Source organism: Streptomyces sp. NPDC001904 (genome assembly GCF_040297005.1).
Classification (GTDB): Bacteria; Actinomycetota; Actinomycetes; order Streptomycetales; family Streptomycetaceae; genus Streptomyces.
Genome location: NZ_JBEOYI010000005.1, coordinates 420440 through 443607, shown reverse-complemented (window position 1 = coordinate 443607; position 23168 = coordinate 420440). Strand labels below are relative to the sequence as shown.

Below are 23168 nucleotides of genomic sequence, written 5' to 3'. Positions count from 1 at the left end.
AATTGTGGCAGGTGACACCGACAACGGGGGATCAGGGCGCCGACCGGCCCCGACTCAGGCGGCCTTGCCGATGAGGTCCGGCGGGAAGGCGCCGTTGCCGAGCGCGGTGCCGACGAAACCGGTCGCCAGCTCCGTCAGACGGGCCACTCCGGCATCGCCGAGGTGCTCGTACGGGGCCCGGTCCAGCTCGTCGGTGAGCGTCTCGATCCCGGACCGCAGCTGCGCGCCCTCCTCGGTGAGCGTCAGGTCCTCGTCCCCGGTGAGCAGGCCCCGCGCCCGCAGCCGCCCGGCCGCCGCGTCGTACTCCTCGCGGGTCCAGCCGCGCGTGGCGAGGAGGAACTTGGGGGCCATGCCCTTGCCGGTGGCGACATGGCTGACCAGCGCCTCCACCGGGTCGAGACCGGCGCCGAGCAGGGCGGCGAGATGGCCGTCGCCGCGGTGCTCGCGCAGCAGCGTGGCCGCGTGCCAGTAGGCCATGTGCGGCTGGTCGGGGACCGGGAGGTCGGCGTGCGCGGCGTACAGCGGCCGGGCGTGGCGCGTGCAGGCCTCGGTCGCGCGCAGGGCGAGTTCGGCGGCCTCGGCCATCTCCTTCGAGGCGAGAGCCTCCTCGCCGATCAGCCGGCGCAGCGTCGAGTCGACGGCACGCGCGCGTGCCGCGAGGACGTCCTCGGGCGAGGCGGCCTGCCACACCGCGGGCACGTGCCGCGCCACCAGGTCGTGCTTGAAGTTGTAGAAGGCGGCCGTCACGGCACCGGCGCCGACGGCCCCCATGGGCGCCGAACGCGCCGCGAAGTAGGCGGCGTTGCGGTCCGTGACACCGATGGCGGCCATTTCCCGGCCCAGATCGGGCGAGAAGTAGTGCGTCGAGTGGAACGGATTGAGCACGTTGTGGCAACGACGGGCGGTACGCAGGCGCGGGTCAGGAGTCATGCCCGCACGTTACCGACCGGTTGGTACGGGTGCCGATGCGGGGGAGCGAACCGTGGCAGGAAAGGAGGGGGATTCGTCATTGCAGCCACCCGGGCGGGCTCGAAGAATGGGACGCATGCCGCCACGTACCGTCCTGGTCCCGCTCTTCGACAAGGTCCAGAGCCTCGATGTCACGGGCCCCGTCGAGGTCTTCTCGGGCGCCGCACTCGCCGTCGGGTCCGCGGCCGCGGGGTACCGGGTGCGGACGGCGTCGCTCGACGGCGCGCCCGTGCGGACGTCCAGCGGTCTGACGCTGGTGCCCGACAGCGCCCTCGCGGACGCCCCGGCTCCGCACACCCTGCTCGTCCCCGGCGGCCAGGGCACCCGCGGCCCCGATCCGCGGCTCGTCGACTGGCTGCGCGAGCACGCCCCGCGCGCCGAGCGGATCGTCTCCGTGTGCACGGGCGCGATCCTGCTCGCCCGCGCGGGCCTGCTCGACGGCCGCCGGGCCACCACGCACTGGGCGTACTGCGACCGCCTCGCCCGCGACCACCCGGCGATCGAGGTCGACCCCGACCCGATCTTCGTGCGCGACGGAAACGTGGCCACGTCCGCTGGCGTCACGGCCGGGATCGACCTGGCGCTCGCCCTGGTCGAGGAGGACCACGGCAGGCAGGCGGCGCTGACGATCGCCCGGCACCTCGTCGTCTTCCTGCGGCGCCCGGGGAACCAGGCCCAGTTCAGCGCCCAGCTCGCCGCCCAGACCGCCCGCCGCGAGCCGCTGCGCGAGGTCCAGCAGTGGATCACCGAGCACCCCGACGACGACCTGTCCGTGGAGTCGCTCGCGGCCCGCGCCCGGCTCTCGCCCCGCCACTTCGCCCGCGCCTTCCGCACGGAGACCGGCCTGACGCCCGGCACCTACGTGGAGCGCGTCCGCGTCGAGCACGCCCGGCGCCTCCTGGAGGACACGGCGGACGGAGTGGAGGAGATCTCCCGCGCCAGCGGCTACGGCACCCCGGAGGCGATGCGCCGCGCCTTCCTCAAGACCCTCGGCACCCCGCCGGCGGAGTACCGCCGCCGCTTCCACGCCGCACCGGGCGCGTGAGACGAGCCGGACGCCCCGGTACATCCGGCGAAAAACATGACAGAAAGCACGACAGAAAACACGACAGAAGGGCCGCCCATGCAGATCGCCATCCTCCTCTTCGATCGCTTCACCGCCCTCGACGCCGTGGGCCCCTACGAGACCCTCGGCCGGCTCCCCGACGCCGACCTCGTCTTCGTCGCCGAGGAGCGGGGCCCGGTGCGCAGCGACACCGGCAGGCTCGCGCTCGTCGCCGACAAGACCCTCGCCGAGGTCCCGCACCCGGACATCGTGATCGTCCCCGGCGGCCCAGGCCAGACTCCGCAGATGACCAACGAGACCCTGCTGGACTGGCTGCGCACGGCCGACGGGACCAGCACCTGGACGACCTCCGTGTGCACCGGCTCCCTGCTGCTCGCCGCAGCGGGCCTGCTGAAGGGCCGGCGTGCCGCCTCGCACTGGCTGGCGCTCGACGTGCTCCGCCGGTTCGGCGCGGAGCCGACCGGCGAGCGCGTCGTCGTCGAGGGCAAGTACGCCACCGCGGCCGGGGTCTCCGCCGGCATCGACATGGGCCTGACCCTGCTCGGCAGGATCGCGGGCGACGAACACGCCCGGGCCGTGCAGCTGCTGACCGAGTACGACCCGCAGCCGCCCTACGACGCGGGCTCGCCGGAGAAGGCGCCCGCGCACCTCGTCGAGGAGTTCCGCTCCAAGAGCCGCTTCGTCCTCACGTAGTCGGCACGCTCCAGGTGAAGCGCGGTGCCCTGCGCTCCAGGAACGCGGCGACGCCCTCCGCGGTGTCGCCGCTGTCGCGCGCCTGCTCCGCCCAGTACGCGTCCCGGTCGCCGCGGCCCGCCGTGAACTCCTTGGCGGCCGCCTGCGTCAGCTGCGACCGGTCCACCAGTACGCGCGTGAACTCGGCCACCCGCTGGTCGAGTCCGTCCTCCGGCAGCACCTCGTCGACCAGGCCCGTGCGCAGCGCCCGCTCGGTGCCGATCAACTCCCCGGAGAACAGAAGGTACTTGGCGGTCGCCGGGCCCACCAGCGACGCGAGTCGCCGGGTGGAGGACGCCGGATAGACGATCCCGAGCTTCGCCGGGGTCACCCCGAACCGCGCGCCCCGAGCCGCGAACCGCAGATCGCAGGCGGCCGCGAGCTGGCAGCCGCCGCCCACGCAGAACCCGCGGACCGCCGCCACGGTCGGCTTCGGAAAGGCCGCCAGGGCCTCCTCGGCGGCGACGGCCAGTTCCTGGGCGGCGCCCGCGTCCCCGCCGAGGGTGGAGATGTCGGCCCCGGCGCAGAAGGTGTCTTCGGCTCCGGTCAGGACGAGGACGCGGACGGCCGGATCCGCGGCCAGGGAGTCGAGCAGCGGCGGCAGCGCGGCCCACATGGTGTCGGTCATGGCGTTGCGCCGCGCCGGATGGTCGATGACGACGGTGGCGACCGCGTCGGTCACCGTGTGCGTGAGGGACGGTGCAGGGGACATGCGGCGGATGCTATCCAGCCCGCCCGGCCGGACGATCAAGAAGGGGGCCCCGGGGAGCCCCGGCCGGCCGGCACCTCTCGTACGTCAAACTGAAGAGCCCCCGAAAGAGGAACAATCGGGACAGGTTCAGTCGCATGCGTGCCGCTGTCGTGCGGCGATGATCAAAAACCGCCGATAGTCGCTGACTTCTGGTCAGTCCAGCGGTCCGGACCAGCGGATTCTCAACACTCAAAGCGTGGTGACAATCGAGCGCAAGGGCGGGGACCGGACGATGAACGACCACGGGAGCGCGCCCCCCGAGCATGCCGCGGGCGGGCCGCTGCCGTACGAGGGGGTGTGGCGGTTCACGGCGCAGGCGGTCGACGCGTCGGTCCCGCAGGCCAGGCGGGCCGTGCGCGAACTCCTCGTCCGGCAGGGCGTACCCGCGCCGGACGATCTGGTGCACGGCCTGCTCGTGATCGTCTCCGAGCTGGTGACCAACGCGGTCAAGCACGCCGCCCTGCTCTCCCCGACGCTGGCCGTCGAGGTCGCCGTCGGCGCGGAGTGGGTGCGGGTCTCCGTGGAGGACGACCACCCCTACCGCCCCACAGCCCTTGAGGCCACCAGTGGTCAGACCGGTGGCCGCGGGCTGCTCCTCGTGCGGGAGATCACCGCGGAGGCGGGCGGCGTCTGCGACGTGGAGCACACGGCGAGCGGGGGCAAGGTGATCTGGGCCGCCCTGCCCCTCAAGCCCGCGAACGCCTGAGCGTCACCAGCCCGCGGAGGGCCCCGTCAGCTCCCTGACCGCCGGGCGCGCCGCGTCGAGCACCGTCATGAACCACGATGAGAACGGGTCCTTGGCGTGCCGCTCGGCCAGCTCGCCCGCGGTCACGAACGCGGTCTGCCCGACCTCCTCCGGATCCGGGTCCAGCGGAGCCTGCACCATTCCCACGAAAAGGTGGTTGAACTCCTGCTCCACCAGACCCGAATCGGGGTCGGGGTGGTTGTAGCGCACGGTGCCGGCCTCCGCCATCAGCGACGGCGAGACCCCCAGCTCCTCGAAGGTGCGCCGGGCGGCCGCCGCGAACGGGGCCTCGCCCGGGTACGGGTGACCGCAGCAGGTGTTCGACCACACGCCGGGGGAGTGGTACTTGCCGAGCGCCCGCTGCTGGAGCAGCAACCGCCCCTGCTCGTCGAAGAGGAAGACCGAGAAGGCTCTGTGCAGCTGTCCCGGCGCCTGGTGCGCGGCGAGCTTCTCCGCGGTGCCGGTCGTCCTGCCGTCCTCGTCGACGAGTTCCAGCAAGATCGCTTCTCCGGTGCCGTTCGACGCGTTGTTCGCCGCGGTGGCAGGTGTGGTCGGCATACCCATCCTTCGCTTCGGTCCTCTGACCCCAAGTCTGCCGTACGGGACAGACCGTCACGCTCCGCGCCGCGTCCCGCATGTCTCGCACATCAGACGCCCGTATCGCCCGGCGTGATCAATGACACAGCTTCGCCTCGTGCCGCGCGTGACCGTCGGGCTCCAGCTGGAACGTGCAGTGCTCGACGTCGAAGTGGTCGCCCAGGCAGTCCTGGAGGGCGTGCAGCATCTTCTCGTTCCCGAGGGTGCCGAGCGCGTCCGAGGAGACGACCACGTGCGCGGAGAGCACCGGCATGCCCGAGGTGATGGTCCAGGCGTGCAGATCGTGGACGTCCTCCACCCCGGGCAGGGCCAGGATGTGCTCCCTGACCCGGGCCATGTCGACGCCCTTGGGCGCGGACTCCAGCAGGACGTCCAGGGTCTCCCGCAGCAGCTTGACCGTACGCGGGACGATCATGAGGCCGATGACGAGCGACGCGATCGGGTCGGCGGCCTGCCAGCCCGTGGTCAGGATGATCGTCGCGGCGACGAGCACCGCCACGGACCCGAGGGCGTCCGCGGCGACCTCCAGGAAGGCGCCCCGCACGTTCAGGCTGTCCCGCTGCCCCTTCACCAGCAGGGAGAGCGAGATCATGTTCGCGACCAGGCCGATCAGGGCGTAGACGATCGTCGTACCGCCCGCGGTCTCGGCCGGCTCCATGAAGCGCTGGACCGCCTCGACCAGGACGTAGCCACCCACCCCCAGAAGCAGCAGACAGTTGGCCAGCGCGGCCAGGATCTCGGCACGCGCGTACCCGAAGGTGCGCTGCTCGCCGGCCGGGCGGTTCGCGAAGTGGATCGCCAGCAGGGCCATCGCAAGCCCCAGCGCGTCCGTCGCCATGTGGGCCGCGTCCGCGATCAGGGCGAGCGAGTCGGCCACGAGGCCACCGACGATCTCCACCACCATCACGGTCACCGTGATGGCGAGCGCGATACGCAGCCGACCCCGGTGGGCGGCCGCGGCGGTCCCCGTCGAGGCCCCGTGGCCGTGTCCGTGATCGTGCCCGGCACCCATGGAACCGCACCGCCCTCCGCATCGGCCCGCCGAGCCGCCCCGCACCGGGGCGGCGATCACAGTGAACTACGGGTGGGGGGTATCCGCAAACACTGCACTGAACACCGTTGTCATCTGCCGTGACCTGCGCGGATACGGTTTTCGGCGGGCGTCGTCGAGTGAGGGGGTGATCAGTCGGTACGCGCCTCGGGATGCCGCAGGCACCAGCCGGCCCAGGCCGACTCGACCATCTCGCGCACGCTGTGCGACGCGGACCAGCCCAGCTCCTTCTCGGCCAGCGCCGACGACCCCACCGCGCGCGGCGCGTCACCGGCCCGGCGCGGCTCGACGAGCGCCGGCCTGCGGTCACCCGTCACCTCGGCGATCACGTCGACCAGTTCGCGTACGGAAACGCCCTGGCCGGTGCCGATGTTCAAGGTCAGATCACCGCTCGCGTCCGCCCTGGAGAGCCGGCGCACCGCCGACAGATGCGCATCGGCGAGGTCGGCGACATGGATGTAGTCGCGGACGCAGGTGCCGTCCGGCGTCGGGTAGTCGTCGCCGAAGATCCGCGGGGCCTCGCCCCGGGTGAGCCGGTCGAAGACCATCGGGATCACGTTGAAGACACCGGTGTCGGCGAGCGCCGGCGCGGCGGCGCCCGCGACGTTGAAGTACCGCAGGCAGGCCGTCGCCATGCCGTGCGCGTGCCCGGCCGCCCGCACCAGCCACTCACCCGCGAGCTTCGTCTCCCCGTACGGGTTCACCGGCGCGCACGGCGTCGACTCGGTGATCAGATCCGAGACGGGGATGTCCGGGTTGCCGTAGACGGCGGCCGACGAGGAGAACACGAACCGGCGCACGCCCGCCGCGGCGACCGCCTCCAGGAGAGTGGCGAGCCCGCCGACGTTCTCCCGGTAGTACAGCTCCGGCCGCTCGACCGACTCGCCGACCTGCTTCTGCGCGGCCAGGTGCACGACACCGGCCACCTCGTGCTCGGCGCACACCCGGGCCACCAGCTCCGCGTCCGTCGCCGAGCCGCGCACCAGCGGGATTTCCGGCGGCAACCGGTCCGGCACCCCCGACGTCACGTTGTCGAGCACGACGACGCGCTCGCCCGCCCCGCCCATCGCCCGTGCGACGTGTGCCCCGATGTATCCGGCTCCGCCGGTGATCAGCCATGTCATGACGCACCACCCTAAGCCGGTCACACCCCGGCCCGGGTTTGTGGCCCGGGGCCTTGATCGACAATGATGACCGGGCGGTCCCGGCACCACGGACCGCGTGGGACAGCGGCTGATCGGGCCGTAAACGGGCGGTGAACGTCCGCTTCAGATCATCCGATAGCCTCTGCCGACATGCCGCCCGGCCCAGCCCCGTCGAACAAGGGTGCAAGGGTGCGGGGCGCCCCCTTCGTGCATGAGCCCGGCGCGCTCGCGTCGGCACCCAAGGAGTGAGTTCGTCTGTCGACCGCCATCGTCACCGGTCAGCCGGTTCCCGGGTCGTCCCTGGAGGGCGATCTGCGGGAGCTCGGCTTCGACGTGCGGCTCGCCCCGGACGCGGCGGACGCCCGAGCGGCGCTCGCGGCCGTCCCCGGCGACCAGCGGGTCGCGGTCGTCGACGCGGGTTTCGTGGGCCATGTCCACGCCCTGCGTCTCGGCCTCACCGACCCCCGTTTCGCCGCCTCGGCCGTCCCCGGCGCCGTCACCGCGCAGCCCACGGCCCGGCAGGCGCTGAACCGGGCCGTCACGGAGAACGGCATCGCCCCCGACGCCGTCGCCAAGAGCCTGGAGGCGGCCGGCACCGCGGTGCACCGCCCCGTACTCGGCGAACTCGTCGCCGCCGTGCCGCACGACCCGCAGGCCCGCAACGAGGCCCGCCAGCGCGTCGCCGCCGTCGACGACGAGGCGATCCGGCTGCGCACCGCCGTCAAGGCGCGGGACGGCTTCTTCACCACGTACTGCGTCAGCCCGTACTCCCGCTACATCGCGCGCTGGTGCGCACGCCGCGGCCTGACCCCGAACCAGGTCACCACCGCGTCCCTGCTCACCGCGCTGATCGCGGCCGGCTGCGCGGCCACCGGCACCCGCCCCGGCTTCGTCGCCGCGGGCCTGCTGCTCCTCTTCTCCTTCGTCCTGGACTGCACCGACGGGCAGCTCGCCCGCTACTCGCTGCAGTACTCGACCCTCGGCGCCTGGCTGGACGCGACCTTCGACCGCGCCAAGGAGTACGCCTACTACGCGGGCCTCGCGCTCGGCGCGGCGAACGCGAGCGGCGGCGGTGACGACGTGTGGGCCCTCGCGCTCGGCGCGATGGTCCTCCAGACCTGCCGCCACGTCGTCGACTTCTCCTTCAACGAGGCGAACCACGACGCCAGCGCCAACACCAGTCCCACCGCCGCCCTCTCCGACAAGCTCGACAGCGTCGGCTGGACGGTCTGGGTGCGCCGGATGATAGTGCTGCCCATCGGCGAGCGCTGGGCGCTCATCGCGATCTTCACCGCGCTCACCACCCCGCGCATCACCTTCTACGTCCTGCTCGTGGGCTGCGCGCTCGCCGCCTGCTACACCACCGCGGGCCGCGTCCTGCGCTCGCTGACCCGCAAGGCCCGCCGTACCGACCGCGCCGCCGAGGCCCTGGCCGAGCTGGCCGACTCCGGCCCGCTCGCGCAGGCCGTCGCCCGGGTCGGCAAGGGCGCCGCGGCCCCCGTCGTCGCCGCGCTCGGCGGTGCGGCCGTCGTCGCGGTGAGCGCCTTCACCGGCTTCGGCACCGGCTGGCCGGTACTGGCCGCGGCCGTGTACTGCGTCACGTCCGGACTCGCCGTCGCCCGCCCGCTCAAGGGCTCCCTCGACTGGCTCGTTCCCCCGATTTTCCGGGCCTCCGAGTACCTGACCATCCTGGTGCTCGCGGCCCGCGCGGACGTGAACGGAGCCTTGCCCGCGGCTTTCGGGCTGGTGGCCGCGGTCGCCTACCATCACTACGACACGGTGTACCGCATCCGTGGCGACGCCGGAGCGCCCCCGCACTGGCTCGTGCGGGCGATCGGCGGGCACGAGGGCCGCACGCTGGTCGTCACAGCGGTGGCCGCACTGCTCACGCCCGCACATTTCACCGTCGCGCTCACGGCCCTCGCCGTGCTCGTGGCACTCGTGGTGCTCGCCGAGAGCATCCGCTTCTGGGTCTCTGCTGGAGCACCCGCCGTACACGATGAAGGAGAACCCGCATGATCGGCCTCGTCCTGGCCGCCGGCGCAGGCAGCCGGCTCCGCCCCTACACCGAGACGCTTCCCAAGGCGCTCGTGCCCGTCGTGGGCGAGGGAACCGAGAACGAGCTCTCCGTCCTCGACCTCACCCTGAAGAACTTCGCGGAGATCGGCCTCACCGAGGTCGGCATCATCGTCGGCTACCGCAAGGAGGTCGTCTACGAGCGCAAGGCGGCGCTCGAGGCGAAGTACGGCCTGAAGCTGACGCTGATCGAGAACGACGTGGCCGAGAAGTGGAACAACGCCTACTCCCTGTGGTGCGGCCGTGACGCCATCAAGCACACGGTGATCCTCGCCAACGGCGACACCGTGCACCCGGTCTCCGTCGAGAAGACGCTGCTCGCCGCCCGCGGCGACGGCAAGAAGATCATCCTCGCCCTGGACACCGTGAAGGACCTCGGCGACGAGGAGATGAAGGTCGTCGCCGACCCCGAGGCGGGCGTCCAGAAGATCACGAAGCTCATGGACCCGGCCGAGGCCACCGGTGAGTACATCGGCGTCACCCTCATCGAGGGCGAGGCCGCCGACGAGCTGGCCGACGCCCTGAAGGCCACGTACGAGCGCGACCCGCAGCTGTACTACGAGGACGGCTACCAGGAGCTCGTCAACCGCGGTTTCAAGGTCGACGTCGCGCCCATCGGCGACGTGAGCTGGGTCGAGATCGACAACCACGACGACCTCGCCAAGGCACGGGAGATCGCGTGCCAGTACTGACGAGGCTGATTCCCTCGCCGGTCGTCGTCGACATCCGGCCGGGGGCGCTCAACGACCTGGCCACGGTCCTCGCCGACCAGAGGATCTCGTCGTCCACCGGGCGCCTGGCCATCGCGATCAGCGGTGGCTCGGGCGCGGCCCTGCGCGCCCGTCTGGAGCCCTCGCTGCCCCGGGCCGACTGGTTCGAGGTCGGCGGCGGCACGCTCGACGACGCCATCAAGCTCGCCGACGAGATCAAGAAGGCGGGGCGCTACGACGCCATCGTCGGCCTCGGCGGCGGCAAGATCATCGACTGCGGCAAGTTCGCCGCGGCCCGGGTCGGCCTGCCGCTGGTCGCCGTCGCGACGAACCTGTCGCACGACGGCCTCTGCTCGCCGGTCGCCACCCTCGACAACGACGCGGGCCGCGGCAGCTACGGCGTGCCGAACCCGATCGCCGTCGTCATCGACCTCGACATCATCCGTGAGGCCCCGGTCCGCTTCGTGCGCTCCGGCATCGGCGACGCCCTGTCGAACATCTCCGCGGTCGCGGACTGGGAGCTCGCCGCCCGCGAGCGCGGCGAGGACATCGACGGCCTGGCCGCCGCCATGGCCCGCCAGGCCGGCGAGGCCGTGCTGCGCCACCCCGGTGGCATCGGCGACGACGGTTTCCTCCAGGTGCTCGCCGAGGGCCTGGTCATGACCGGTATCGCCATGTCGGTGTCGGGCGACTCGCGGCCGGCGTCCGGCGCCTGTCACGAGATCAACCACGCCTTCGACCTCCTCTATCCCAAGCGCGCCGCCAGCCACGGCGAGCAGTGCGGTCTGGGCGCGGCCTTCGCCATGCACCTGCGCGGTGCCCACGCGGAGTCCGTCTACATGACCGAGGTGCTGCGCCGCCACGGGCTGCCCGTGCTGCCCGAGGAGATCGGCTTCACCGTGGAGGAGTTCGTCAAGGTCGTGGAGTTCGCTCCGCAGACCCGTCCGGGCCGCTACACGATCCTCGAACACCTCGACCTGTCCACCGACCAGATCAGGGACGCTTACGCCGACTATGCAAAAGCCATCGGTAGCTGAGCTCCGCCCGGTCGTCCACCCCGCCGGGGTGAAGGACCGCCGGAGCGGTGAGCACTGGATGGGCCGGCTCTACATGCGCGAGGTCTCGCTGCGTGTCGACCGCCACCTGGTGAACACCAAGGTCTCGCCCAACCAGCTGACCTACCTGATGACCGTCTGCGGTGTGCTGGCCGCCCCCGCGCTGCTCGTCCCGGGCATCTGGGGCGCGGTCCTCGGCGTGATCGCGGTCCAGCTGTACCTGCTGCTGGACTGCGTCGACGGCGAGATCGCCCGCTGGCGCAAGCAGTACTCGCTGGCCGGCGTCTGGATGGACCGCGTCGGCGCGTACCTCACCGACGCCGCCGTCCTCGTCGGCTTCGGCCTGCGCGCCGCCGACCTGTGGGGCACGGGCCGGATCGACTGGCTGTGGGCCTTCCTCGGCACGCTCGCCGCGCTCGGCGCCATCATGATCAAGGCCGAGACGGACCTCGTCGGCCTGGCCCGCGCGGCCACCGGCAAGGAGCAGGTCAAGGAGTCCGCCTCCGAGATGCGCTCCTCCGGCATGGCGCTGGCCCGCAGGGCCGCCGCCGCGTTCAAGTTCCACCGGCTCATCCTCGGCATCGAGGCGACGCTGCTCATCCTGGTCCTCGCGATCGTCGACCAGATCCGCGGCGACCTGTTCTTCTCGCGCCTGGGCGTGGCCGTCCTGGCGGGCATCGCGCTCCTCCAGACCCTGCTCCACCTCGTGTCGATCCTCGCTTCGAGCAGGCTGAAGTGAGCACGTCGGCGCACCCGCTGAAGGTCGGCGCGGTGATCATCACCATGGGCAACCGCCCGGCCGAGCTGCGCGCACTCCTCGACTCGGTCGCCAAGCAGGACGGCGACCCGGTCGAGGTGGTCGTGGTCGGCAACGGCTCCCCGGTCCCGGAGGTCCCCGAGGGCGTACGGACCGTGGAGCTGCCCGAGAACCTGGGCATCCCCGGCGGCCGCAACGTGGGCATCGAGGCGTTCGGCCCCGCCGGCGGCGACGTCGACGTCCTGATGTTCCTGGACGACGACGGCCTGCTGCCGCTCACCGACACCGCGCAGAAGTGCCGCGAGGCCTTCGCCGCCGACCCGAAGCTCGGCATCGTCAGCTTCCGGATCGCCGACCCGGACACCGGGGAGACCCAGCGCCGCCACGTCCCGCGGCTGCGCGCGGCCGACCCGATGCGCTCCTCGCGCGTGACGACCTTCCTGGGCGGCGCCAACGCCTGCCGCACACAGGTCATCGCCGAGGTCGGCGGGCTGCCCGGCGAGTTCTTCTACGCCCATGAGGAGACCGACCTCGCCTGGCGGGCCCTCGACGCCGGCTGGCTGATCGACTACCGCGCCGACATGGTGCTGCACCACCCGACGACGGCCCCGTCCCGGCACGCGGTCTACCACCGCATGGTGGCCCGCAACCGGGTCTGGCTCGCCCGCCGCAATCTGCCCGCGCCCCTGATCCCGGTCTACCTGGGCGTCTGGCTGCTCCTCACCCTGGCCCGCCGTCCCTCGGGCCCCGCCCTCAAGGCCTGGTTCGGCGGGTTCAAGGAGGGCTGGACCAGCCCCTGCGGCCCGCGGCGCCCCATGAAGTGGCGCACGGTGTGGCGGCTGACCCGACTGGGCCGACCTCCCGTGATCTGACAAGCTCTGTTCTGAGAGCATGCGGGGCGAAACCTGTCCTCTGCTTGTGCCGATGCCCGACCAGGCTGCGCTTTTGTAGACGAAAGTTCCCTTCTGTGAGTGAGACAACGCATGACGGCGGTGTCGCGGTGAGCGCGTCCCCGTCACCCGACGACGGGCTCTCCCCTGCCGAGCTCGCCGCCAAGTACGGCTTGTCCGTCAGCGGTGCCCGCCCCGGTCTGAGCGAGTACGTACGCCAGCTGTGGGGCCGACGGCACTTCATCATCGCCTTCTCCCAGGCGAAGCTGACCGCCCAGTACAGCCAGGCCAAGCTGGGCCAGGTCTGGCAGGTGGCGACCCCGCTGCTGAACGCGGCGGTCTACTTCTTCATCTTCGGCCTGCTGCTGGGCGGCAGGAAGGGCATCCCGCACGACATCTACGTGCCCTTCCTGGTGACGGGCGTCTTCGTCTTCACGTTCACCCAGAGCTCGGTCATGGCGGGCGTCCGGGCCATCTCCGGCAACCTGGGCCTCGTCAGGGCGCTCCACTTCCCGCGAGCCTCGCTGCCGATCTCGTTCGCGCTCCAGCAGCTCCAGCAACTGCTGTTCTCGATGATCGTGCTGATCATCGTCACGCTCGGCTTCGGCGTCATGCCGGCGCTCGCCTGGCTCCTGGTGATCCCCGCCCTGGTCCTCCAGTTCGGCTTCAACATGGGCCTCGCGCTGATCTTCGCCAGGGCCGGCAGCAAGACGCCCGACCTGGCGCAGCTGATGCCCTTCGTGATGCGCACCTGGATGTACGCCTCGGGCGTCATGTTCAGCATCCCCGCGATGCTCGAGGACAAGAACGCGCCGAGCTGGCTCTCCGACGTCCTCCAGTGGAACCCGGCCTCCATCTACATGGACCTGATCCGTTACGCGTTCCTGCGCAGCGACGGCTACGGCTCCGCGTACCTGCCGCCGCACGTGTGGGCATTCGCCGCGGGCTGGGCCGTCCTCTTCGCGGGCGTGGGCTTCATCTACTTCTGGAAGGCAGAGGAGCGGTACGGCCGTGGCTGATCTCGACAAGACGTCCGATGCCCGGATCCCCACGGTCATCGCCGACGAACTGCACATCGTCTACCGCGTCAACGGCGCCAGGACCGGCAAGGGCAGCGCCACCTCCGCGCTGAGCCGGATACTCAAGCGCGGCGAGGAGCGCGGGGTGCGCAAGGTGCACGCGGTGCGCGGCGTCTCCTTCACCTCCTACCGCGGCGAGGCGATCGGCCTCATCGGCTCGAACGGATCGGGCAAGTCGACGCTGCTGCGCGCCATCGCGGGCCTGCTCCCCGCCGAGAAGGGCAAGGTCTTCACCGACGGCCAGCCCTCGCTGCTCGGTGTGAACGCGGCCCTGATGAACGACCTGACGGGCGAGCGCAACGTCATCCTCGGCGGTCTCGCGATGGGCATGTCGCGCGAGGAGATCAGGGCGCGCTACCAGGACATCGTCGACTTCTCCGGCATCAACGAGAAGGGCGACTTCATCACCCTGCCGATGCGGACGTACTCGTCCGGCATGGCGGCGCGTCTGCGCTTCTCCATCGCGGCGGCCAAGGACCACGACGTCCTCATGATCGACGAGGCCCTGGCCACGGGCGACCGCAAGTTCCAGAAGCGTTCCGAGGCCCGCATCCGTGAGCTGCGCAAGGAGGCCGGCACGGTCTTCCTCGTCAGCCACAACAACAAGTCCATCCGCGACACCTGCGACCGCGTCCTGTGGCTGGAGCGCGGGGAACTGCGTATGGACGGTCCGACGGCCGAGGTACTCAAGGAGTACGAGAAGTTCACGGGCAAGTAACCCGCGAACCCTCCTTTCGCGTCTTTAGGCCCCACCGGCTCATGACGGTGGGGCCTTCGATGTGTTCACGCCAGATGTTTGCACTCGGCATCGAATTCCCGATCTTGGTCAAGGAGAGGTCAACTTCCTTGCCGCCAGGGAATCTTGGCGCCAATCGGTGTGTTGTTGTGATGTGCAGAACACCCCGGCGTGGCGGCCCTCGTTGTACAACGTAAGCTGTACCGGTGCCGAATCGCGGCAAGTGGGGCGATAATGCACGACCTCCCGACACTTCGGGGTCGGTCAACCGCGCGGACGGCCGGGCGGCGTGTCCGAAATGGGATGTATTGGGTCCGCAGTGTAGAACGGGAGATGTGACGGCAATGGCTACGGAAACTCTCCAGGTCCACGAGGCTTTCGCCGTCGTTCCGGAAGCGGACCGCACCCGGTGAGCCCGTCCTCCCGTGTGCGCCCGGACTCCACGACGGACGCCACCCTCGACAAGGCCGCCGAAGAGAACTTCCCGGTGGCCCCGGCCTTCCTGCCGCGCGCCTGGCGCGACGACCTGATGGCCGTGTACGGGTACGCGCGCCTGGTCGACGACATCGGCGACGGCGACCTCGCCCCCGGTGGCGCCGACGCCCGTCGGCTCGGCGTGTCACCCGAACAGGCGGACGACCGGCTCGCGATGCTGGACGCCCTGGAGGCCGACCTGCACCGCGTCTTCGACGGGACGCCGCGGCACCCGCTGCTGGCCGCTCTGCAGCCCACGGTCCGCCGCCGTTCCCTCACCCCCGAGCCGTTCCTGGGCCTCCTCCAGGCCAACCGCCAGGACCAGCTCGTCACCCGCTACGAGACCTACGACGACCTGCTCGCCTACTGCAAGCTGTCCGCCAACCCCGTGGGCCGCCTCGTCCTCGCCATCACCGGCACCTCGACCCCCGAGCGCATCCGCCGCTCGGACGCGGTCTGCACCGGACTGCAGATCGTCGAACACCTCCAGGACGTGGCCGAGGACCTCGGCCGCGACCGCATCTACCTGCCTGCCGAGGACATGAAACAGTTCCACGTCCAGGAAGCGGATCTCGCCGTACCGACCGCGGGCGCATCCGTGCGCGCGCTGGTCGCTCACGAAGCGGATCGCGCCCTGCGGCTCTTGAATGAAGGCACCCCCCTGGTGGGTAGCGTCCACGGCAGGCTGAAGCTGCTGCTGGCCGGTTTCGTGGCAGGGGGGAAGGCGGCGGTCCACGCGATCACCGCCGCGAAGTACGACGTCCTACCTGGACCACCGAAGCCCACCAAGCTCCGGCTGCTGCGCGAGGTGGGAGCGACTCTGCGAGGAGAGGGGTGAGCAAGGCCGTGGAGTCTGACCAGCACGTGTCGGCACCGGTGCTCGCCGCATACAGCTATTGCGAGACCGTGACCGGACAACAGGCGCGCAACTTCGCCTACGGCATCCGGCTGCTGCCGACCGCGAAGCGGCGGGCCATGTCGGCGGTGTACGCGTTCTCGCGCCGCGTCGACGACATCGGCGACGGCACGCTGCCGCCCGACGTCAAGGCCGAGCGGCTCGACGAGACCCGGGCGCTGCTCGCCCGGGTGCAGGCGGGCAAGGTCGAGGAGGACGACACCGACCCGGTGGCCGTCGCCCTCGCGCACGCCGCCGACCGCTTCCCGATCCCGCTCGGCGGGCTCGACGAACTCATCGACGGCGTCCTGATGGACCTGCGCGGCGAGACGTACGAGACCTGGGACGACCTGAAGGTGTACTGCCGGTGTGTCGCCGGGGCCATCGGACGGGTCTCCCTCGGCGTGTTCGGGACCGAGCCGGGCGCGCGGGGCGCCGAGCGCGCCGCCGAGTACGCCGACACGCTCGGGCTCGCGCTCCAGCTGACCAACATCCTGCGGGACGTCCGCGAGGACGCCGCCGACGGGCGCACCTACCTGCCCGCCGACGACCTGGCCAAGTTCGGCTGCTCGGCCGGATTCGACTCCGCGGTCCCGCCCGCCGGTTCGGACTTCGCCGGGCTCGTGCATTTCGAGGTGCGGCGCGCCCGTGCCCTGTTCGCCGAGGGGTACCAGCTGCTGCCCCTGCTCGACCGGCGCTCCGGCGCCTGTGTCGCCGCCATGGCCGGTATCTACCGGCGCCTGCTCGACCGCATCGAGCGCGAGCCGGAGGCCGTGCTGCGCGGCCGTGTCTCGCTGCCCGGGCACGAGAAGGCGTACGTCGCCGTGCGCGGCCTGTCCGGGCTGGACGCGCGGACCGTCTCCCGCGCGTCGTCCCGCGCCGCTCTCCGGAGACGTATCTGATGGGGCCGGTGGGACGCGGTGGTCAGAACCGCGCGGTGAACGCGAAGCGGCGGGCAACCCTCCGCTGCGACGCGGCGTCCCTGCATGCAACGGCCGGCCGCGTCGTCGTCACATCCGTCGAAACCCGCCACACGCTGGCCGTACGCACCATGACAAGCACCGAGGGGGAGGGCGCATGAGCAGCCACGCAGAGGCGCCGTCCGACGCGTCGCGACAGCCCGTCGCGGTGGTCGTCGGCGGCGGGCTCGCGGGGATCACGGCCGCCCTCGCCCTCGCCGACGGCGGCATGGACGTCACGCTCCTGGAGGGCCGCCCCCGGCTCGGCGGGCTCGCCTTCTCCTTCAAGCGCGGCGACCTGACCGTCGACAACGGCCAGCACGTGTACCTGCGCTGCTGTTCCGCCTACCGCTGGTTCCTGGACCGCATCGACGCCACGGACCTCGCACCGCTGCAGGATCGTCTCGACGTGCCCGTTCTCGACGCGGAGCGCAATCGGCTCGGGCGGCTGCGGCGGACGGGGCTGCCCGTGCCGCTGCATCTGGCCCGAAGCCTGGCCACGTACCCGCACCTGTCCCTGGCCGAACGCGCCAACGTCGGCCGGGCCGCTCTCGCCCTCAAGGGGCTCGATCTCACCGATCCGGCGCTCGACGAGCGGGACTTCGGCTCCTGGCTGGCCGAGCACGGTCAGTCGGAGCGGGCCGTCGAGGCGCTGTGGGACCTCGTCGGGGTCGCGACCCTGAACGCGGTGGCGGGCGAGTGCTCGCTCGCGCTGGCCGCCATGGTGTTCAAGACCGGGCTGCTGTCCGACCCCGGCGCCGCCGACATCGGCTGGGCCCGGGTGCCCCTCGGTGAACTCCACGACACGCTGGCCCGCAAGGCGCTCGACTCCGCGGGCGTGACCATCGGACTCCGGACACGCGTCACCTCCGTCTCCCGTACCGAAAACGGGCGTTGGGCGGTGGAGGTTCCCGAGGGACCCGACAGTTCCGGCCAGATCCTCACCGCCGACACCGTGGTGCTCGCCGTGCCGCAGCGCGAGACCTACGACCTGCTGCCGGACGGCGCGCTCGACGCCCCGGACCGGCTGCTCGGCATCGGCACCGCGCCGATCCTGAACCTGCACGTGGTGTACGACCGCAAGGTGCTCAAACGTCCCTTCTTCACCGCCCTGGGCTCCCCGGTGCAGTGGGTCTTCGACCGCACCGAGGCGTCCGGCCTCACCGAGGTCCCCGGACTGGCGGGCGGCCAGTACCTGGCCGTCTCCCAGTCCGCCGCCCAGGACGACATCGACGAACCCGTCGCCGCGCTGCGCGAGCGCTACCTGCCCGAACTGGAGCGGTTGCTCCCGGCCGCGCGCGGCGCACGCGTCGTCGACTTCTTCGTGACCCGGGAGCGCACCGCCACCTTCGCGCCCACCCCGGGCACGGGCGCCCTCCGGCCCGCCGCGCGCACCCGCGCCCCCGGTCTCTACTTGGCCGGTGCATGGACCGCCACCGGCTGGCCCGCGACGATGGAAGGTGCAGTTCGCAGCGGGGTCGGCGCCGCGGACGCGGCCCTCACCGCACAGGGCCGCCCCCGCGGCCATCTGTTCCGGGAGGCGGCGTGAGCCTCGAACTTCCCTCGGTAGAAACGCCCATGACGACCCGACCGTCACCAACGGCTGGAACGCCACATCAAGGAGAGACTGTGCCACCTGTGCCCTCGGCCGAAGAGGCTGCCGACGCGGTGGACGTGACCGCGCTTCTCGAGCGCGGCCGAACCCTGGCCACGCCAGTGCTGAAGAAGGCCGTGGACCGGCTCGCGCCGCCCATGGACACCGTCGCCGCCTACCACTTCGGCTGGATCGACGCCGCGGGCAACCCCGCCGACGGCGACGGCGGCAAGGCCGTGCGCCCCGCGCTCGCCGTGCTCTCCGCCCAGGCCGCCGGTGCCGCCCCCGAGGTGGGCGTGCCCGGAGCCGTCGCGGTCGAGCTGGTCCACAACTTCTCGCTCCTGCACGACGACCTGATGGACGGCGACGAGCAGCGGCGCCACCGCGACACCGTCTGGAAGGTGCACGGCCCCGCCCAGGCGATCCTCGTCGGCGACGCGCTGTTCGCCCTCGCCAACGAACTCCTCCTGGAGATCGCCTCGGTGGACGCCGGGCGCGCCACGCGCCGCCTGACCACCGCCACCCGCGCCCTGATCGACGGACAGGCGCAGGACATCTCCTACGAGCACCGCGAGCGGGTCAGCGTCGAGGAGTGCCTGGAGATGGAGGGCAACAAGACGGGCGCCCTGCTCGCCTGCGCCTCCTCCATCGGCGCGGTACTCGGCGGCGCCGACGACGTCACCGCCGACGCCCTGGAGAAGTACGGCTACCACCTGGGCCTGGCCTTCCAGGCCGTCGACGACCTGCTCGGCATCTGGGGCGACCCCGAGTCGACGGGCAAGCAGACCTGGAGCGACCTGCGCCAGCGCAAGAAGTCGCTGCCGGTCGTCGCCGCGCTCGCCGCGGGCGGCGCGGCCTCCGAGCGGCTGGGCGAACTCCTCGCCGCCGACGCCAAGAACAACGACTTCGACAACTTCTCCGAGGCGGAGTTCGCCGCCCGCGCCGCCCTCATCGAAGAGGCCGGCGGCCGGCAGTGGACCGCCGACGAGGCCCGGCGCCAGCACAAGACCGCCCTCGAAGCCCTGGACACCGTCCAGATGCCCGCCACGGTGCGCGCCCAGTTCGCGGCGCTCGCCGACTTCGTCGTCGTACGAAAGAGATGATCACTATCGGCCGCATATGACTCGCAGTCGCCGGCCGGTGTCCCGCCAGGGCATCGGCCGACGGTTACCCAGCAGAGATGAAGCACTGCACGAAGGGATAGCCATGACAGCGACGACCGACGGAAGCACCGGAGCGGCAGCTCCCGAAGCGTCCTCGGCCACCACTGCCCCACCGTCCGACACGACCCCCGAGGCGGCCGGGACACACCAAGCCGCCACCCGAGCCATACAGCGCGCCACGGACTTCCTGCTCGCCCGGCAGGACGCCCAGGGGTGGTGGAAGGGTGACCTCGACACCAACGTGACGATGGACGCCGAGGACCTGCTGCTCAGGCAGTTCCTGGGCATCCGGGACCAGGCCACCACCGCCGCCGCCGCGCTCTTCATCCGCGGCGAACAGCGGGACGACGGCACCTGGGCCACCTTCTACGGCGGACCCGGCGAACTCTCCACCACCATCGAGGCGTACGTCGCCCTGCGCCTCGCGGGCGACTCCCCGGACGCCCCGCACATGGCGCAGGCCTCCGCCTGGGTCCGCGAGCGCGGCGGCATCGCCGCGAGCCGCGTCTTCACCCGGATCTGGCTGGCCCTGTTCGGCTGGTGGAAGTGGGACGACCTCCCCGAACTCCCGCCGGAACTCCTCTACTTCCCGAAGTGGATGCCGCTCAACATCTACGACTTCGGGTGCTGGGCGCGGCAGACCATCGTGCCCCTCACCGTCGTGTCCGCGAAGCGCCCGGTGCGCCCCGCGCCGTTCGCCCTGGACGAGTTGCACACCGACGCCCGCGACCCGAACCCGGCCAGGCCGATGGCCCCGATGGCGAGTTGGGACGGCGCCTTCCAGCGGCTCGACAAGATCATGCACGGCTACCACAAGGTGGCCGTCAAGAAGCTGCGCAGGTCCGCCATGAACTCGGCGGCCCGCTGGATCATCGAACGCCAGGAGAACGACGGCTGCTGGGGCGGCATCCAGCCGCCCGCGGTCTACTCCGTCATCGCCCTGCACCTGCTCGGCTACGACCTCGACCACCCCGTCCTGAAGGCCGGTCTCGCCTCCCTCGACCGGTTCGCGGTGTGGCGCGAGGACGGCGCCCGCAAGATCGAGGCCTGCCAGTCGCCCGTCTGGGACACCTGTCTGGCCACCATCGCGCTCGCCGACGCCGGACTGCCCGGCGACCACCCGGCGCTCGTCAAGGCCGCCACCTGGATGCTCGACGAGCAGATCGACCGGCCCGGCGACTGGTCGGTGCGCAAGCCGGCGCTCGAACCCGGCGGCTGGGCCTTCGAGTTCCACAACGACAACTACCCCGACATCGACGACACCGCGGAGGTCGTGCTCGCGCTGCGCCGCGTGCGGCACCCCGACACCGCACGCATCGAGCAGGCCATCGAGCGCGGTGTGCGCTGGAACCTCGGGATGCAGTCGAAGAACGGGGCGTGGGGCGCCTTCGACGTCGACAACACCAGCCCGTTCCCCAACCGGCTGCCGTTCTGCGACTTCGGCGAGGTCATCGACCCGCCGTCGGCCGACGTCACCGGGCACGTCGTCGAGATGCTGGCCGTCGAGGGACGCTCGCGCGATCCGCGCACCCGCCGCGGCATCGAGTGGCTGCTCGCCGAACAGGAGGACAACGGCGCCTGGTTCGGCCGCTGGGGCGTCAACTACGTCTACGGCACCGGGTCGGTGCTGCCCGCGCTGACCGCCGCCGGGATGCCCGCCGCGCACCCCGCGATCCGCCGCGCGGTCGACTGGCTGGAGTCGGTGCAGAACGAGGACGGCGGCTGGGGCGAGGACCTTCGCTCGTACCGCTACGAGGACTGGAAGGGACACGGTGTCTCCACCGCGTCGCAGACCGCCTGGGCACTGATGGCGCTGCTGTCGGCCGACGAGCGGGACTCCAAGGCCGTCGAGCGGGGGATCACCTTCCTCGCCGAGACCCAGACCGAGGACGGCACCTGGGACGAGCCGTACTTCACCGGGACCGGCTTCCCCTGGGACTTCTCGATCAACTACCACCTGTACCGGCAGGTCTTCCCGCTGACCGCGCTCGGCCGGTACGTCCACGGCGAGCCGTTCAAGGACGCCTGATGGGCGACGACCCGGTGGCCGTGCGCCCACCGGAGACCGCGGCCATGCTCGTCGCCTGCGCGCTGGGCATCGAGCACGTCGCCCTGCGCACCGGCAGCCGGGCCGGCGCGAGCGCGCCCGTGACCGTGCTGCGCACGGGCATGGGCCCGAGCGCCGCCGAGCGTGCGACGGCGCGCGCCCTCGGCGACGCGGCGCTGCGCGGGGCCGCGGTGATCGCCACCGGGTTCTGTGCCGGACTCGCGCCCGGCATGCACCCCGGCGACCTCGTCGTGGCCCAGGAGACCCGCGACCCGCACGGCAGCACCCCGTGCGTGAACACGGAGCTGCTGGTGAAGGAACTGGTGAAGGCCGTGCCCGGCCGGAGCGTGCACACCGGTCCGCTCACCGGTTCCGACCACGTCGTCCGCGGCCACGAGCGCGGCGACCTGCTGGCCACCGGCGCGATCGCCGTCGACATGGAGTCGGCGGCCACCCTGCGTACGGCGGTCGGGACCGGGGAGCGTCCGGTTGCGGCCGTCCGGGTGGTCGTCGACGCCCCGGAACACGAACTCGTCAGGATCGGCACGGTCCGCGGTGGACTATCTGCTTTCCGCGTCCTTCGTGCCGTCCTTCCCGCTTTTTTCGAATGGCACCGTTCTTTGCTGCTCCCTCGGAGGTGAGCCCAGATGGCCATGCCACTGCGACAGTCCATCAAGGTTGCGACGTATCTCGCTGAACAGAAGATCCGCAAGCGGGACAAGTTCCCGCTCATTGTCGAACTGGAACCGCTGTACGCCTGCAACCTGAAGTGCGAGGGCTGCGGCAAGATCCAGCACCCGGCGGGCGTGCTCAAGCAGCGCATGCCCGTCGCGCAGGCGGTCGGCGCCGTGCTGGAATCCGGTGCGCCGATGGTGTCCATCGCCGGCGGCGAGCCGCTGATGCACCCTCAGATCGATGAGATCGTGCGGCAGTTGGTGGCCCGGAAGAAGTACGTCTTCCTGTGCACCAACGCGCTGCTGCTGCGCAAGAAGATGGACAAGTTCAAGCCGTCGCCGTTCTTCGCCTTCACGGTGCACATCGACGGGATGCGCGAGCGTCACGACGAGTCCGTCGCCAAGGAAGGCGTCTTCGACGAGGCGGTCGAGGCGATCAAGGAGGCCAAGCGGCGCGGCTTCCGGGTCACCACGAACTCGACCTTCTTCAACACGGACACCCCGCAGAACATCATCGAGGTGCTGAACTACCTCAACGACGACCTCAAGGTCGACGAGATGATGATCTCGCCCGCCTACGCCTACGAGAAGGCGCCCGACCAGGAGCACTTCCTCGGCGTCACCCAGACCCGGGAGCTGTTCAAGAAGGCGTTCTCCGGCGGCAACCGCAGGCGCTGGCGGCTCAACCACTCGCCGCTCTTCCTGGACTTCCTGGAGGGCAAGGTCGACTTCCCGTGCACGGCGTGGGCGATCCCGAACTACTCGCTCTTCGGCTGGCAGAAGCCCTGCTACCTGATGAGCGACGGGTACGTGCCGTCGTACCGGCAGCTGATCGAGGACACCGACTGGGAGGCGTACGGGCGCGGCAAGGACCCGCGCTGCGCCAACTGCATGGCGCACTGCGGCTACGAGCCGACCGCCGTGCTCGCCACGATGGGGTCGCTGAAGGAGTCCATCCGCGCCATGTCCGAGACCGTCGCCGGGAATCGTGGGTGAGCGTGGC

General features: G+C 71.3%; 22 protein-coding genes. 17 read left to right on the top strand and 5 right to left on the bottom strand.

Translation table 11 applies throughout. The annotated features are described in order from the left end of the window. Positions 1 to 54 precede the first annotated feature (54 nt). The gene (locus ABT127_RS11385) at positions 55 to 930 is read right to left on the bottom strand and encodes an SCO6745 family protein (protein WP_351447183.1); all 876 of its coding nucleotides are present in this window, start codon (positions 928 to 930) and stop codon (positions 55 to 57) included. Positions 931 to 1045: 115 nt separating this feature from the next. On the opposite strand from ABT127_RS11385, the gene ABT127_RS11380 reads away from it, so the two are divergent. Next, positions 1046 to 2014 carry a GlxA family transcriptional regulator gene (locus tag ABT127_RS11380; protein ID WP_351447181.1) on the top strand — a complete coding sequence of 323 codons (969 nt, stop codon included), beginning with the start codon at positions 1046 to 1048 and terminating at the stop codon, positions 2012 to 2014. Positions 2015 to 2092: 78 nt separating this feature from the next. After that, the gene (locus tag ABT127_RS11375) at positions 2093 to 2728 is read left to right on the top strand and encodes a DJ-1/PfpI family protein (RefSeq protein WP_351447179.1); all 636 of its coding nucleotides are present in this window, start codon (positions 2093 to 2095) and stop codon (positions 2726 to 2728) included. Here ABT127_RS11375 and ABT127_RS11370 read toward each other — a convergent pair. Further along, a complete protein-coding gene (locus ABT127_RS11370) occupies positions 2721 to 3479 on the bottom strand; it encodes an enoyl-CoA hydratase/isomerase family protein (RefSeq protein WP_351447177.1) in 759 nt (252 codons plus the stop codon). The two genes, ABT127_RS11375 and ABT127_RS11370, sit on opposite strands and share 8 nt — an antisense overlap. 271 nt (positions 3480 to 3750) lie before the next feature. On the opposite strand from ABT127_RS11370, the gene ABT127_RS11365 reads away from it, so the two are divergent. Next, positions 3751 to 4224: an ATP-binding protein gene (locus ABT127_RS11365; protein ID WP_351447259.1), complete on the top strand. Its 474-nt coding sequence runs from the start codon at positions 3751 to 3753 to the stop codon at positions 4222 to 4224. Positions 4225 to 4227: 3 nt separating this feature from the next. Here the strand turns inward: ABT127_RS11365 and idi are convergent, their stop codons facing one another. From idi to galE, 3 genes are all read right to left on the bottom strand, one after another. Beyond that, positions 4228 to 4821 (bottom strand): isopentenyl-diphosphate Delta-isomerase, encoded by a 594-nt coding sequence (idi, locus tag ABT127_RS11360; protein ID WP_351447174.1) that lies wholly within the window; start codon positions 4819 to 4821, stop codon positions 4228 to 4230. Between the two features lie 115 nt (positions 4822 to 4936). Then, the gene (locus tag ABT127_RS11355) at positions 4937 to 5872 is read right to left on the bottom strand and encodes a cation diffusion facilitator family transporter (protein WP_351447171.1); all 936 of its coding nucleotides are present in this window, start codon (positions 5870 to 5872) and stop codon (positions 4937 to 4939) included. A 170-nt stretch (positions 5873 to 6042) separates the two neighbouring features. Further along, positions 6043 to 7035: a UDP-glucose 4-epimerase GalE gene (gene galE, locus ABT127_RS11350; protein WP_351447168.1), complete on the bottom strand. Its 993-nt coding sequence runs from the start codon at positions 7033 to 7035 to the stop codon at positions 6043 to 6045. A 276-nt stretch (positions 7036 to 7311) separates the two neighbouring features. On the opposite strand from galE, the gene ABT127_RS11345 reads away from it, so the two are divergent. From ABT127_RS11345 to hpnH, 14 genes are all read left to right on the top strand, one after another. Continuing rightward, a complete protein-coding gene (locus tag ABT127_RS11345; protein ID WP_351447256.1) occupies positions 7312 to 9075 on the top strand; it encodes a DUF5941 domain-containing protein in 1764 nt (587 codons plus the stop codon). Further along, the gene (locus tag ABT127_RS11340; RefSeq protein ID WP_351447166.1) at positions 9072 to 9824 is read left to right on the top strand and encodes a phosphocholine cytidylyltransferase family protein; all 753 of its coding nucleotides are present in this window, start codon (positions 9072 to 9074) and stop codon (positions 9822 to 9824) included. The genes ABT127_RS11345 and ABT127_RS11340 overlap by 4 nt, the downstream gene beginning before the upstream one ends. After that, entirely contained in the window at positions 9812 to 10879 is a 1068-nt protein-coding gene (locus tag ABT127_RS11335) for an iron-containing alcohol dehydrogenase family protein (RefSeq protein WP_351447163.1), read from the top strand. Before ABT127_RS11340 ends, ABT127_RS11335 begins: the two co-directional genes overlap by 13 nt. After that, positions 10857 to 11636, top strand: a complete 780-nt coding sequence (locus ABT127_RS11330) for a CDP-alcohol phosphatidyltransferase family protein (RefSeq protein WP_351447161.1) — start codon at positions 10857 to 10859, stop codon at positions 11634 to 11636. The genes ABT127_RS11335 and ABT127_RS11330 overlap by 23 nt, the downstream gene beginning before the upstream one ends. 44 nt (positions 11637 to 11680) lie before the next feature. Next, complete coding sequence (locus ABT127_RS11325) at positions 11681 to 12526, top strand: glycosyltransferase family 2 protein (RefSeq protein ID WP_351447253.1); 846 nt, start codon at positions 11681 to 11683, stop codon at positions 12524 to 12526. A 95-nt stretch (positions 12527 to 12621) separates the two neighbouring features. Continuing rightward, positions 12622 to 13563, top strand: coding sequence for an ABC transporter permease (locus tag ABT127_RS11320; protein ID WP_351447158.1), 942 nt, complete (start codon positions 12622 to 12624; stop codon positions 13561 to 13563). Next, a complete protein-coding gene (locus ABT127_RS11315) occupies positions 13556 to 14341 on the top strand; it encodes an ABC transporter ATP-binding protein (protein ID WP_351447156.1) in 786 nt (261 codons plus the stop codon). The genes ABT127_RS11320 and ABT127_RS11315 overlap by 8 nt, the downstream gene beginning before the upstream one ends. A gap of 427 nt (positions 14342 to 14768) precedes the next feature. Beyond that, the gene (gene hpnC, locus ABT127_RS11310) at positions 14769 to 15671 is read left to right on the top strand and encodes a squalene synthase HpnC (protein WP_351447153.1); all 903 of its coding nucleotides are present in this window, start codon (positions 14769 to 14771) and stop codon (positions 15669 to 15671) included. Then, positions 15668 to 16630, top strand: a complete 963-nt coding sequence (gene hpnD / locus ABT127_RS11305; protein ID WP_351447150.1) for a presqualene diphosphate synthase HpnD — start codon at positions 15668 to 15670, stop codon at positions 16628 to 16630. Before hpnC ends, hpnD begins: the two co-directional genes overlap by 4 nt. Before the next feature lie 175 nt (positions 16631 to 16805). Further along, a complete protein-coding gene (gene hpnE, locus ABT127_RS11300; RefSeq protein WP_351447148.1) occupies positions 16806 to 18236 on the top strand; it encodes a hydroxysqualene dehydroxylase HpnE in 1431 nt (476 codons plus the stop codon). Between the two features lie 29 nt (positions 18237 to 18265). Next, positions 18266 to 19384, top strand: a complete 1119-nt coding sequence (locus tag ABT127_RS11295) for a polyprenyl synthetase family protein (RefSeq protein WP_351447145.1) — start codon at positions 18266 to 18268, stop codon at positions 19382 to 19384. 103 nt (positions 19385 to 19487) lie between these two features. Further along, positions 19488 to 21473 carry a squalene--hopene cyclase gene (gene shc / locus ABT127_RS11290; RefSeq protein ID WP_351447143.1) on the top strand — a complete coding sequence of 662 codons (1986 nt, stop codon included), beginning with the start codon at positions 19488 to 19490 and terminating at the stop codon, positions 21471 to 21473. Further along, on the top strand, positions 21473 to 22132 hold the full coding sequence (locus ABT127_RS11285; RefSeq protein ID WP_351447140.1) for a phosphorylase family protein: 660 nt from the start codon (positions 21473 to 21475) through the stop codon (positions 22130 to 22132). Before shc ends, ABT127_RS11285 begins: the two co-directional genes overlap by 1 nt. Positions 22133 to 22138: 6 nt before the next feature. Beyond that, positions 22139 to 23161 carry an adenosyl-hopene transferase HpnH gene (gene hpnH / locus ABT127_RS11280; protein ID WP_351447137.1) on the top strand — a complete coding sequence of 341 codons (1023 nt, stop codon included), beginning with the start codon at positions 22139 to 22141 and terminating at the stop codon, positions 23159 to 23161. Positions 23162 to 23168: the final 7 nt, after the last annotated feature.

Coding starts and splice junctions, on each gene's coding strand:
- ABT127_RS11285 (WP_351447140.1), top strand. CDS start 21,473: ATGGGCGACGACCCGGTGGCCGTGCGCCCACCGGAGACCGCGGCCATG.
- ABT127_RS11325 (WP_351447253.1), top strand. CDS start 11,681: ATGGGCAACCGCCCGGCCGAGCTGCGCGCACTCCTCGACTCGGTCGCC.
- ABT127_RS11380 (WP_351447181.1), top strand. CDS start 1,046: ATGCCGCCACGTACCGTCCTGGTCCCGCTCTTCGACAAGGTCCAGAGC.
- ABT127_RS11355 (WP_351447171.1), bottom strand. CDS start 5,872: ATGGGTGCCGGGCACGATCACGGACACGGCCACGGGGCCTCGACGGGG.
- hpnH (WP_351447137.1), top strand. CDS start 22,139: ATGGCCATGCCACTGCGACAGTCCATCAAGGTTGCGACGTATCTCGCT.
- ABT127_RS11370 (WP_351447177.1), bottom strand. CDS start 3,479: ATGTCCCCTGCACCGTCCCTCACGCACACGGTGACCGACGCGGTCGCC.
- hpnE (WP_351447148.1), top strand. CDS start 16,806: ATGAGCAGCCACGCAGAGGCGCCGTCCGACGCGTCGCGACAGCCCGTC.
- ABT127_RS11330 (WP_351447161.1), top strand. CDS start 10,857: ATGCAAAAGCCATCGGTAGCTGAGCTCCGCCCGGTCGTCCACCCCGCC.
- ABT127_RS11385 (WP_351447183.1), bottom strand. CDS start 930: ATGACTCCTGACCCGCGCCTGCGTACCGCCCGTCGTTGCCACAACGTG.
- ABT127_RS11340 (WP_351447166.1), top strand. CDS start 9,072: ATGATCGGCCTCGTCCTGGCCGCCGGCGCAGGCAGCCGGCTCCGCCCC.
- galE (WP_351447168.1), bottom strand. CDS start 7,035: ATGACATGGCTGATCACCGGCGGAGCCGGATACATCGGGGCACACGTC.
- ABT127_RS11375 (WP_351447179.1), top strand. CDS start 2,093: ATGCAGATCGCCATCCTCCTCTTCGATCGCTTCACCGCCCTCGACGCC.
- shc (WP_351447143.1), top strand. CDS start 19,488: ATGACAGCGACGACCGACGGAAGCACCGGAGCGGCAGCTCCCGAAGCG.
- idi (WP_351447174.1), bottom strand. CDS start 4,821: ATGCCGACCACACCTGCCACCGCGGCGAACAACGCGTCGAACGGCACC.
- ABT127_RS11365 (WP_351447259.1), top strand. CDS start 3,751: ATGAACGACCACGGGAGCGCGCCCCCCGAGCATGCCGCGGGCGGGCCG.
- ABT127_RS11295 (WP_351447145.1), top strand. CDS start 18,266: ATGACGACCCGACCGTCACCAACGGCTGGAACGCCACATCAAGGAGAG.